Source organism: Streptomyces sp. NPDC059909, from assembly GCF_042730885.1.
Taxonomy (GTDB): domain Bacteria; phylum Actinomycetota; class Actinomycetes; order Streptomycetales; family Streptomycetaceae; genus Streptomyces.
Genome location: NZ_JBHWKX010000073.1, coordinates 22149 through 32478 on the forward strand (window position 1 = coordinate 22149; position 10330 = coordinate 32478).

Below are 10330 nucleotides of genomic sequence, written 5' to 3' on the forward strand. Positions count from 1 at the left end.
AAGATCGTTGACCATAGGTGCACCAACCGACGACGTAAGGATCGACCGCTCGTGAGCAAGGTCCCCTCCATCACGCTCAACAACGGTGTCTCGATGCCGCAGCTCGGCTTCGGCGTCTGGCAGGTGCCGGACGACGAGGCGGCGAAGGCCGTCGGCACGGCTCTGGAGGCCGGCTACCGCAGCATCGACACCGCAGCCATATACGAGAACGAGAAGGGCACCGGAAAGGCCATCGCCGCCTCCGATGTCCCCCGCGAGGAGCTCTTCGTCACCACGAAGCTCTGGAACAGCGCCTCCGAGACATGGACGCGTGACGCCGTCCTGCGCGCGTTCGACGCCTCGCTGGCGAAGCTGGGTCTCGACTACGTCGACCTGTACCTGATCCACTGGCCTCGCCCCATGCGCGACGACTACATCACGATCTGGAAGACGTTCGGCGAGCTGAACGAGAGCGGCCGAGCGAAGGCGGTCGGCGTCTCCAACTTCAAGCCGGCCCACCTGCGCCGGGTGATCGACGAGGTGGGCGTCGTTCCCGCCGTCAACCAGATCGAGCTCCACCCGCAGTTGGCGCAGGCCGAGTCCCGCGCCTTCCACGCCGAGCACGGCATCGCCACCGAGGCGTGGTCCCCGCTGGGCCAGGGCAAGGGTCTGCTCGAGGTCCCGACGGTCGTCGCGATCGCCCAGAAGTACGGCCGCACCCAGGCCCAGGTCGTCCTGCGCTGGCACCTTCAGCTCGGCAATGTGGTGATCCCGAAGTCCGTCACCCCGTCCCGGATCGCCGAGAACATCGACGTGTCCGGTTTCGAGCTGGACGACGAGGACATGAAGGCTCTCGCGGCTCTGGACGAGGGCAGGCGCCTCGGCCCTGACCCGGACACCTTCGACTGGAACTGACCGACCGGCCGGTTGTCACGCGGCGCACCGCTGCACGCACGCCGCTGCCGCGTGCCGATTGCGCCTCCTCGATCAGAGCGCATCGAGGATCATGAGCACCTCGTCACGGGTGTCCTCGGGCGAGAGGCGCAGGGCTCCGGGCCAGCGCCCGGTCTCACGCCATCCGAGCCGCCCGTAGAAGTCCTCCAGTCCCTCCCCGCCCCGCACCGCGAGATGGAGTTGCTCAAGCCCCAGTTCGTCGCGGGCGACCCGCTGCAACTCCCGCATCAGGGCGGTGCCCACGCCACGTCCGCGGAAGTCGGGGTGGGTCTGGAGGTGGTTGACCGTGCCCCAGTGACCGACGAGTCGGGAGGGGTCGCGGTTCAGGACGACCCATCCGGCGAGTTCGCCGTCGAAGGCCGCCGCGATGAGCCGGCTGTGATCGGGCCCGAGGCGGCCGAGGACTCTGTCCGCGACGGGCGCGACGTCGCCTTCCCCGACGGGCGGGAACGGGAACCCTGCGGCACCGCCCGAGTTGGTGACCGCGATCCAGCAGGCGATCAACCGGCTTCGGAGTCCGGGGGTGACGCTGTGCGGGTCGGTCAACTGGGCGAGCGTGAGCGTGCTGACATGAGACATGCGGAGGAGCATGTCAGGGGGGGTCCGACAGTGCGTGCGCGGCGGGCGAATGACCGGCGAAGGCCCACCACCTGTACATCTCGACCCGACGGGACGGCGAGGACCGAGCCGACGCCGGGGTCTCGTCGCGAGGTGTCCTACACTCCGCCCCATGCGGACCGTGACTGCTGCCATCACCAAGGATCTTGCGCCGGATGGCGTGCTGCGGGCCTCGATCAATCTGGGTAATCCCGTACTGGCCCAGGGCACGCCGACGGCACCGGCCGGCGTCACGGTCGACATCGCGCGTGAGGTCGCCGCGCGGCTGGACGTGCCGTTGGAACTCCTCTGCTTCGACGCGGCGCGCAAGTCGTACGAGGCGATGACGGCGGGCCGGGCCGACATGTGCTTCCTGGCCATCGAGCCCGCACGGGAGGCCGAGGTCGCCTTCACCGCACCGTACGTCGTGATCGAGGGCGTGTACGCCGTGCCCCAGGACTCGCCGCTCAGCACCGTCGCCGACGTCGACCGTGAAGGCGTACGCATCGGCGTGAAGCGTGGGTCCGCCTACGACCTGTTCCTGTCGCGCACCCTGCAGCACGCGAGCGTCGAGCGCGGCGAGGAAGGAGCCGACGTGTTCCGCGCGAAGGGCCTGGAGGCGGCGGCAGGGATCAGGCAGCCGATGACGGAGTTCGTCGCCGCGCATCCCGAAATCCGGCTGATCCAGGGCCGGTTCATGGAGATTCAGCAGGCGGTGGGCACGACCAGGACCCGAGGGCCCGAGACGGTCCAGTTCCTCCGGGACCTCGTCGAGGAACTCAAGGCCAGCGGCTTCATCGCCGATTCCCTCCGGCGCGCGGATCAGTCCGACGCCCTCGTCGCCCCGCCTGCATAGGTACAGCCCTCAGGGCGGGGCCGGACCCGCCTCTCTGCGGACGGCATGGCCCACAGAGCGTGATTCCCGCCGTGAGCCGGGACGGGAATGAGCTCACCGCCATTCGTCAAGCCCCGAATTCCCGTGTCACGTGATTCAGGGGCATGACGTGCTGCGATCGGCCGGGCCCAATGGAGATGCGGCGAAATTGCCGTTCGACAATCTCCCTCACTCTTTCCCGCTGGAAGTGATTTCCCATGACTCACCGCGCCCGACCGCAGCGCCTTCTTGTCCTCACCGCCACGACCGCCCTGGCCGCAGCAGGCGTGCTGCTTCCCACCAGCTCGTTCGCCGCCCCGGCAACGCCGCAGATCAGCACGGTGACCACCACGGAAGCCGGACAGGGCGTCCCCGGCCACCATGGCACGGACATCACCCCCGCAACGTGGGCGGAAACCACCGATGCCCCCAGTGGTGTCACATTCAAGCTTCCCGGAAAGCCCACGGTCCAGGAAATACCCAAATCCCTCGACGGCCTGACACCCGGTGCTCGCGTGTACATGGCGCAATCCGCCGAAGGGATCCACAGCGCCGTCATCGTCTACGACGTTCCTGGCTCCCAGGCGACCCTCAGCGTGGGGTTGCAGGAGTTCCTCCGGGGCTACAACGCCGGGTCCGGCGAGAGGCTCACCGCCGGCAACAGCCGACAGACCACGGTTGACGGCCGCCCCGCCCTCGACGCGCCTCTCGCCGCCGCGAAAGGCGGCGGCAAGGACTCCGGTTCCGTGCGCCTCATCGCCGATGACACCCACGTCGTTCAGATCGTGACCATCGGTCCGAAGGCGAACGAGAAGGCCGTGAAGAAGACGCATCAGCAGCTCCTCGCCGGCGTCCGCATCCCCTGAGACCCGACGGCTCGTCCACGCGGCGCCCAGGCATCTGCGCATCCACGCTCCACGCGTCTACGCGTCTACAGGAAGTCCCACTCACGCGCGCGATCGAGAAGGTGCCGGTGGACGAGGGCGACGGACGGGTTGGCGAGACCGCCGGCACGGGTCGCCAGATAGAGGGTGTTCAGCGGGCGCACGCCGGCGGTGTGCAGCAGCTCCACCGAGCCCGCCGCGAGCGCGGGCTCGGCCAGGTACCGCGGCAGGACCGACACCCCGGCGCCGGCCACGACCGCGGCCAGTACGGCCCGCAGGTCGGGGACGGTGACGGCGACCGCGTTGGGCGGGCGGCGGCCGAATTCGCTGCGCCAGTAGCGGCGGACGATGGGCAGCTCCTCCGCGTAGGCGACCAGGGGCAGGTGTGCCAGGGCCTGCACCGGGTCCTGGGCCAGGCGCCCGGGATCGATCCCGCGGGCGAGGCCCGGCGGGCCCACCAGGACGAACTCCTCATCGGCGAGGGGCGTCGCCACCACGTTCTTCAGCTTCGGCCGCACGGCCGAGACCACCAGGTCCACCCGCGCGTTGTCGAGCGCCGAGAGGAGGTCGTCCGCGATCCCCAGGGTGATCCTCAGCCGCAGTCCACGAGTTGTCAGCGGGGCGAGGGCGGGCACGATGCGCGTGGCCATCACGTCCGAGGCGCCCGCGAGGTGGACCGTGCCCCGGTACCCGGCGTGGTCGTCGTCGGCTCCGGTCAGGGCGTGGCCGAGGACGTCGAGGTGTGTGCCGATACGCCGGGCGAGGTCGTCGGCACGCTCGGTGGGAGTGACGCCCCGGCGCGAGCGTACGAACAGCGGCTCGCCGATGCGCTCCTCCAGGCGGGCCAGCTGCCCGCTGACCGCGGGCTGGGTCATCCCGCGGCGAGCGGCGGCCGCCGTGATCGAGCCGCTCCGGTAGATCTCCAGGAAGGTCGAAAGCAGGTCGAGGTTCACCGCGCAAGCCTCCTTCCATAAGGAATCTTATGACAGAGCACAGGTGACCGGAGGAATTCCGAGGAACGAGCTGTTGGACTGGACGGCAGGACGGACAGAGCTAGAGAAAGAAGGAACACCATGGCAAAGGTCCTGATGGTCGTCTCCGGCGCCGACAGCCTCACGCTGGCCGACGGCACCTCCCACCCCACCGGCTACTGGGCCGAGGAGGTCGCCGAGTCGCACCGGGTGCTGCGTGAGGCCGGTGTCGAGGTGGACATCGCCACCCCCGGCGGCGTACGGCCCACCGTCGACCCGATCAGCCTCGACGAACGCGGCGGCGTGGAGGAGGCCGCGGCCGAGGAGTTCCGTGCCTATCTGGACTCCATCGCCGACGAGCTGGCGGTGCCGTTGGCCCTCACCGATGTGACCGCTGCCGACTACGACGCCGTCCACCTCCCCGGCGGCCACGGCCCGATGGAGGACCTGGCCCGCGACGCCGATCTCGGCCGTCTGCTCACCGACGCCGATCGCAACGGCAAGATCGTCGCGGCGCTGTTCCACGGCCCGGCGGGTCTGCTCAGCGCACGCGGCGAGGACGGCGACTTCACCTTCGCCGGCCGCAGGCTGACCGTGTTCACCGACGAGGAGGAGCGTCAGGGCGGCCTCGGCGACGCGGCCCCCTACCTCGTGGAGAGCAGGCTCCGGGAGCTCGGCGCCGTCATCGAGGCCGGCCCCGCCTGGACGAGCAAGGCCGTCGTCGACGGCAACCTCATCACCGGCCAGAACCCGCAGTCCAGCGTCGACACCGCCCAGCAGGTGCTCGCCGCGCTGAAGGCGCGCGGCGTCGCCTGACGGCCGGGTCGTGCCACTGACGGTGCCGGTACTCGGGAAGACCGGCACCGTCAGGAAGGCGAAGGCGGCTCGGAGTCGTCCCAGATCCATCCCCGCTCGGGGAACTGCTCGAGCAGCGCAGTCAGCGAGGGTGCCTGGTGGATGGCGGACGACCAGTCCTGAGCCGAGACGTCGAGCAGGACCAGGGACGGCGGTTCCTGCCGGAAGTCGTAGGTGAGCAGCTCTCGGCTCCCGTCCCCGCCGACGACGACGCCGCCGGGAAAGCGCTCCTGGATCTCGCCGGCGGCGTTGACATCGATAAGCTCGGAAACGTCATTGATCATCAGAAAGTCGTCCGAGGGCGGCACGAATCGGCTCATGCTCCCCTCCGTGGCGAGGAACTGCCGGTAGTCCTCGGGAAACCGGACCCCGAAGCGGCGCTCGGCCTGCGCAAGGACGTCATGAGAGCTCATGGCGTCGTTCTATCAAGGTCCGCGGTCGCCGTCCGACCGGCCGTAATCGGCGGCCACCGCCAGGACCCCCGTCGCACCCCGACGATCAACGGCGGGACGGTTGAGGGTGCAGCCGTCAGCCGAGAGCGTCGAGCAGCTCGCGCTCGCGCCGGGCGCTGAGGCCGGCACTTCGTGGACGGTCCAGACCCTGCCGGCGTTCCCAGAGCAGCGTGTCGGCCAGCAGCTCAGCCCGGGGGCGGTGACGGAGCCCCGCGGCGTACGCCGCCGACCCGTTACGGGCCGACCACCCTTGCCAGCCTGCCTTGACCAGCCACATCGGCAGCGACTCGGTACCCATGTACTCGGCCACGCCGTTGGCGAGCAGCCAGGCCGAGTCGGCGGTGACCACCGGACCGGTGTGCCCGCCGGCAGCGCGGGACAGCTCGATCCACTCTGCGAACGGAACGACCGGACCGACGGCATCGTAGATGCCGGTGCTCCCCATCTCCGCGGCGTCGAGCAGCCAGGCGATGAGGTCCCTCACGTCGACCGCCTGCGTCGGCAGGGCCGGTGCGTCGGGGACCAGCATCGGCCCGTGCGGATCGCGTGCGGCGCGCGCCACCCAGTAGCCGGAGCGTCCGCTGCGGTCGCCCGGGCCGCCGATGAGACCGGCGCGTGCGATGAGGAGGCGGTCGCCCACGACGGCCGTCGACGCCTGTTCACAGGCGGCCTTCGCCTCGCCGTACAACGCACGGTCGACCTCGCGTCGGTCGGTCGGAGCAAGGAGGGCTGCGGACTCGTCCGCGTCCGGCATGGCATGGGAGGCGTAGGCACTGACGGAGGAGACGTAGGCCCAGTGCCTGGCCCTGCCGCCCAGGGTCGCGAGCGCCTCGCGCACGAAGCCCGGCTGCCACGACACCTCGACGACCGCGTCCCATTCGCGGTCGAGCAGTGGTGCGTAGGCCGACGGATCGCGCCGGTCGGCGGCCACCAGTCGTGCTCCGTCCGCGACTTCCCCGCTCTCGCCGCGAGCGAGGCAGGTCACCCGATGGCCGCGCCCGATCGCCTGCCGCGACACCTCCCGGCCGACCCACGCCGTTCCGCCCAGAACCAAGATCTCCATCCCCACACCCAAGCACCCCGACCACCGAACACCCGGACGGATTAGCTGAGAGCGGACCCCACGTCGTCACCGAACCGTTCCGATCCAGGGGTCCGAGGCTCCTGGCCATGCACACCACTCCGACGGAGCACGCTCGGTGCCTCTACGGCGATGAGTACCGGGCCACGCCCGAGTGCGACCGTGACCACCGTGAGCACCACTTCGTCGAGGCGCTCACCATTGCCGATGCGGACTCGCTCCTCGTCATGTTGCGGGAGCTGTCGCCTCTCCTCGCCCGCCGAGGTACTCGTTGAATCCGTCCGCTCCCACGAGCGCAGAGGGACCCGTCGGCCGGGGCGGGAGCAACCCGTCGGCCGGGAGCCGTCACGCGGATCGCCTCACGTACTGTGGGACCTCATGAGCGAGAACCACAGCCCCGCGGCGGCGCCGCTCCAGGAGGGGCGCTATCTGGTGCGCAACGTCGGCAGCGGTCTCGTGCTGGAGGTGTACAACGGCGCCAAGGGCAGCGGGGCCAATGTGCAGCAGGGCAAGGAGACCGGGGCGCCGGCGCAGCAGTGGGACATCTCGTTCGCCGGCGGGGGTTTCTACCACGTGGTCAACGCGAACAGCGGCAAGCGGCTCGACGTCGCGGGCGCGTCGACCGAGAACGGCGCCAACGTCCAGCAGTGGAAGGCGAACAACTTCGGCGCGCAGGAGTGGCTGATCGAACAGCACCTGGACGCGCCCGGGACCGTCACGCTGGTCAGCCACATCAGCGGGCTGCTCCTGGAGGTGGAGGACGGCTCGGCCGAGGACGGGGCGAACGTCCGGCAGTGGGAGGACACCGACTCGCCGTTCCAGTGGTGGCAGTTGGTACGCGTCGAGGGGTGACACCTCCGGATATGACGACTGATTCGAAAATCCCCCGTCCTGTTTTCCGTAGCCGCTGGTCAGGCAGCTCCTTCTGCTTGGAGGGTCGCTTGGTAGCCGAGTTGGTTGAGCTGGCTGACCAGGCGTCAGGTCTGCCTGGCCCGGCCGGTGCGGCGGCACGACGTCCGCCGGACGACCACACACCGATTTTCACGCACGCAGGGTGTCGCCGTCAGGCGACCGGATTACTGACCCGGCAGACGGCCGACAGGCCGGAGCGGACGGGATGAACGGACCGGAGGCAGCCGCGGGCCGGGCGTACCAGCGCGACTACGTCGCGATCGGATGGTGGCCGCACGACCTTGTGATCGCCCTCGACGGTGCCACCGGCCGCCTGGAGCTGCCGGAGTGGTACGACGAGGGCGGGCCCGCGGCCTGTCTCAACCGCGACCTGTCGGCGCTGCTGTACGCCTGGTGGACCTACGAGAGGCTGCGTGCCGAGTGGCGCCTGTGGGACAGCAGGGTCGGCCGCGACACCTGGCAGGTGTTCGACCCGCACGTCCTGCTGCACAGCCGGGTCGACGAGATGGTGCAGTCCGTCGACCCGGAGGCGTTCCGGAGCTCCCGCCATTCCTGGCGGATGCTCGCGGAGGATCCGTACACCGGCGGGCTGCTCTCCGGTTGAGGCTGCCCGAGGGACCAGGGCCGTCGGTGTCGCCGGTGTCGCCGTCGGCTCAGCCGCGCCGCGCCGCGTGCACCGTGCGGGCCGCCAGCAGGTAGCAGTCCGGGCGGCGCATGAGCCCTTCCGCGTCTTCCGGGTCCAGGAGCCGGTCCAGCACGGCGGCGTCCTCGTCGGACAGCCTCCCGTCGAGCGCCTTGCGCTGGAAGCCGAACATGGAGACCAGATGCTCGCGTACGGCGACGGTGACCGGCGCCGGGATGTCGAGCAGGAAGGAGCGGGTGGCGGTGGGCGCGAGGCCCGCGGCGGACAGCAGCGCACGCCAGTCCTCGACCTCCGCCTTGGTGTCCGGCAGCCCGGCGCGCATCTCCTCGAACCATTCGGCACTCACCGCGTCGATACGGCTCTCCAGACCGGGGCGGCCGATGCCGATGTCGCGGGGCAGATGGCGCGGCTGCAGCCCGCCCTCGGTGAGGGCGAGCAGCCCGCCCGGGCGCAGGAGCCGGGCGAAGCCGGTGAGGGCACCGCGCTGGTCCCCCACGTGGTGCAACGAGTTGGCGGCCCAGACGAGGTCGGCCTCGCCCAAGGCGTCCGTTCCTTCCGGGATTTCGGCGACGTGTGTGCGCACGCGGTCACCGAGCCCCATGCCCTCGGCCCGGGCCAGGGCGCGGTCGAGGAGCGCGGGCGTGGAGTCCACGGCAACCACCTCCGCGTTCGGGAACGCCTCCGCCAGAAGGCAGGTGATCACCCCCGGCCCGCTGCCGATGTCGAGGACGCGGCGCACGGAGGCGGCGGGGAGCTGTTCGCCGATCCATGCCACGGCCTGCGCGTAGAGCGGTCGCTGCAGCTCGGCGCCGTGCTCCAGCATGGGCGCGAGCTCGTCCCAGTCCATGTGGGTCGTGCCCTCTTCGGTCCCGGTGCCGGTGCCGTCGTGGCGGTGGCCGGCGTGGCGCTCGTGGTGGTGGTGATGGCTCATGGCGTCAGGGTGCGCGACGGACGGCCCTCATGGCGAGCCGTGTTGCTGTTTCGGCAAGCCGGCCGCGGCGCTGCGGTGTTCCTGCGGGCTGACGCCGCGTACGCGCTTGAACGCGGCGCTCAGCGCGAACGCGCCGCTGTAGCCGACCTGCCGGGCCACGGCCTCCACCGTCGCGTCCGTGTCCCGGAGCAGATCGGCGGCGACGGCGAGCCGCCAGTCGGTGAGGTACGCCATCGGCGGCTCGCCCACCAGTGCGGTGAACCGGCGCGCGAGCCCCGCCCGGGAGACCCCGCACTTCGCGGCGAGCGAGGCGACGGTCCAGGGATGCGCGGGATCGTTCTGCATCAGCCGCAGTGCCGCGCCGACGACCGGATCGCCCATCGCCCGGTACCAGGCGGGCGCCGCGGCCCCTGGCCGGGAGAACCAGGCCCGCACCACAGCGATGAGCAGCAGGTCGAGCACCCGGTCGAGGACCACGCTCTGCCCCGGCTCGTCGCGGCTGATCTCCTGGTCGAGCACCGGCATCAGCGGGCAGTCCCACACGTCCGCGGGGAGGTGCAGCAGCCCGGGCAGGGAGTCCAGCAGCCGTCTGCTGACCTCGCCGGCCATCTGGTAGGTGCCGATGAGCATCACGGTGCCGCCCTCGGGGGCGTTGCCCAGGTCCGCACCCCGAGGTGCATGGACTGCGCGAGAGGTTCTCCCTGGAGGGTGGTGCAGGTACCGCCGGGCCCGATCACCGCGTACGGCGGGGTCGACGGGGTGTCGGCGGCGAGATACGGCTCCGGGCCGCGCGCGACCGCGACATCGCCCGGCCGCAGCAGGACCGGCGCGCCGGTGTCGGGGACGATCCAGGCCTCGCCGCGCGTGACGCACATCAGGCAGAGCGGGGCGTGGTCCTCGACGCGAACGGACCAGGGCGGTTCCATCACCATGCGGAGCAGGAAGGCTCCTCTGGCCCGGGGTCCGTCGAGCAGTCCCGCGAGTGCGTCCATGGCGTCGAGCGTAGACGGTGCGCGTAGACGCACGCGTATGGAATCGAGCCTCTCCCGCATGGAGAGTCCAGGCGGATGCGGTGATTGTCAACTTGACCCGGCCCTGAAGGGACCGGGCTTGGAGGTAGTGCCCAACTGGCTGCTGGGTGGGCTCCTCCGTCCAGACACCCCTATGGGGTGGCAGGGACGCGTGACTCACGCCCCG

At 70.6% G+C, this 10330-nt stretch carries 12 protein-coding genes and 1 pseudogene; 7 read left to right on the top strand and 6 right to left on the bottom strand.

Annotated features, from left to right (window positions below; all coding sequences use genetic code 11):
• Window positions 1-51: 51 nt before the first annotated feature.
• Window positions 52-894, top strand: a complete 843-nt coding sequence (locus ACFV9O_RS32880) for an aldo/keto reductase (protein ID WP_385424420.1) — start codon at window positions 52-54, stop codon at window positions 892-894.
• A gap of 72 nt (window positions 895-966) precedes the next feature.
• Here ACFV9O_RS32880 and ACFV9O_RS32885 read toward each other — a convergent pair whose 3' ends face one another.
• Window positions 967-1512, bottom strand: a complete 546-nt coding sequence (locus ACFV9O_RS32885; protein ID WP_385424422.1) for a GNAT family N-acetyltransferase — start codon at window positions 1510-1512, stop codon at window positions 967-969.
• A 151-nt stretch (window positions 1513-1663) separates the two neighbouring features.
• Here ACFV9O_RS32885 and ACFV9O_RS32890 point away from each other — a divergent pair, with 151 nt between their 5' ends.
• Together ACFV9O_RS32890 and ACFV9O_RS32895 are read left to right on the top strand one after the other, a co-directional pair.
• On the top strand, window positions 1664-2386 hold the full coding sequence (locus ACFV9O_RS32890) for a transporter substrate-binding domain-containing protein (protein WP_385424425.1): 723 nt from the start codon (window positions 1664-1666) through the stop codon (window positions 2384-2386).
• A gap of 236 nt (window positions 2387-2622) precedes the next feature.
• Window positions 2623-3270, top strand: a complete 648-nt coding sequence (locus tag ACFV9O_RS32895) for a hypothetical protein (protein WP_385424428.1) — start codon at window positions 2623-2625, stop codon at window positions 3268-3270.
• A gap of 65 nt (window positions 3271-3335) precedes the next feature.
• Here ACFV9O_RS32895 and ACFV9O_RS32900 read toward each other — a convergent pair whose 3' ends face one another.
• Window positions 3336-4241 carry a LysR family transcriptional regulator gene (locus ACFV9O_RS32900; protein ID WP_385424431.1) on the bottom strand — a complete coding sequence of 302 codons (906 nt, stop codon included), beginning with the start codon at window positions 4239-4241 and terminating at the stop codon, window positions 3336-3338.
• A gap of 120 nt (window positions 4242-4361) precedes the next feature.
• Between ACFV9O_RS32900 and ACFV9O_RS32905 the strand changes: the two genes are divergently transcribed.
• Window positions 4362-5075 carry a type 1 glutamine amidotransferase domain-containing protein gene (locus ACFV9O_RS32905; protein WP_385424434.1) on the top strand — a complete coding sequence of 238 codons (714 nt, stop codon included), beginning with the start codon at window positions 4362-4364 and terminating at the stop codon, window positions 5073-5075.
• 50 nt (window positions 5076-5125) lie between these two features.
• Here ACFV9O_RS32905 and ACFV9O_RS32910 read toward each other — a convergent pair whose 3' ends face one another.
• On the bottom strand, window positions 5126-5527 hold the full coding sequence (locus ACFV9O_RS32910; protein WP_385424437.1) for an SMI1/KNR4 family protein: 402 nt from the start codon (window positions 5525-5527) through the stop codon (window positions 5126-5128).
• 115 nt (window positions 5528-5642) lie between these two features.
• Entirely contained in the window at window positions 5643-6629 is a 987-nt protein-coding gene (locus tag ACFV9O_RS32915) for an NAD-dependent epimerase/dehydratase family protein (RefSeq protein WP_385424440.1), read from the bottom strand.
• A 107-nt stretch (window positions 6630-6736) separates the two neighbouring features.
• On the opposite strand from ACFV9O_RS32915, the gene ACFV9O_RS32920 reads away from it, so the two are divergent.
• From ACFV9O_RS32920 to ACFV9O_RS32930, 3 genes are all read left to right on the top strand, one after another.
• Window positions 6737-6922: a hypothetical protein gene (locus ACFV9O_RS32920; protein ID WP_385424443.1), complete on the top strand. Its 186-nt coding sequence runs from the start codon at window positions 6737-6739 to the stop codon at window positions 6920-6922.
• Between the two features lie 103 nt (window positions 6923-7025).
• Window positions 7026-7499 carry an RICIN domain-containing protein gene (locus ACFV9O_RS32925; RefSeq protein ID WP_385424446.1) on the top strand — a complete coding sequence of 158 codons (474 nt, stop codon included), beginning with the start codon at window positions 7026-7028 and terminating at the stop codon, window positions 7497-7499.
• A 202-nt stretch (window positions 7500-7701) separates the two neighbouring features.
• Complete coding sequence (locus ACFV9O_RS32930; RefSeq protein WP_385424449.1) at window positions 7702-8163, top strand: SUKH-4 family immunity protein; 462 nt, start codon at window positions 7702-7704, stop codon at window positions 8161-8163.
• 49 nt (window positions 8164-8212) lie between these two features.
• On the opposite strand, the gene ACFV9O_RS32935 is transcribed toward ACFV9O_RS32930, so the two are convergent.
• Both ACFV9O_RS32935 and ACFV9O_RS32940 read right to left on the bottom strand, forming a co-directional pair.
• Complete coding sequence (locus ACFV9O_RS32935) at window positions 8213-9133, bottom strand: class I SAM-dependent methyltransferase (protein WP_385424451.1); 921 nt, start codon at window positions 9131-9133, stop codon at window positions 8213-8215.
• Window positions 9134-9160: 27 nt separating this feature from the next.
• A pseudogene (locus tag ACFV9O_RS32940) lies at window positions 9161-10125 on the bottom strand (cupin domain-containing protein).
• Window positions 10126-10330: the final 205 nt, after the last annotated feature.

Coding starts and splice junctions, on each gene's coding strand:
- ACFV9O_RS32885 (WP_385424422.1), bottom strand. CDS start 1,512: ATGTCTCATGTCAGCACGCTCACGCTCGCCCAGTTGACCGACCCGCAC.
- ACFV9O_RS32890 (WP_385424425.1), top strand. CDS start 1,664: ATGCGGACCGTGACTGCTGCCATCACCAAGGATCTTGCGCCGGATGGC.
- ACFV9O_RS32895 (WP_385424428.1), top strand. CDS start 2,623: ATGACTCACCGCGCCCGACCGCAGCGCCTTCTTGTCCTCACCGCCACG.
- ACFV9O_RS32905 (WP_385424434.1), top strand. CDS start 4,362: ATGGCAAAGGTCCTGATGGTCGTCTCCGGCGCCGACAGCCTCACGCTG.
- ACFV9O_RS32910 (WP_385424437.1), bottom strand. CDS start 5,527: ATGAGCTCTCATGACGTCCTTGCGCAGGCCGAGCGCCGCTTCGGGGTC.
- ACFV9O_RS32915 (WP_385424440.1), bottom strand. CDS start 6,629: ATGGAGATCTTGGTTCTGGGCGGAACGGCGTGGGTCGGCCGGGAGGTG.
- ACFV9O_RS32920 (WP_385424443.1), top strand. CDS start 6,737: ATGCACACCACTCCGACGGAGCACGCTCGGTGCCTCTACGGCGATGAG.
- ACFV9O_RS32925 (WP_385424446.1), top strand. CDS start 7,026: ATGAGCGAGAACCACAGCCCCGCGGCGGCGCCGCTCCAGGAGGGGCGC.
- ACFV9O_RS32935 (WP_385424451.1), bottom strand. CDS start 9,133: ATGAGCCATCACCACCACCACGAGCGCCACGCCGGCCACCGCCACGAC.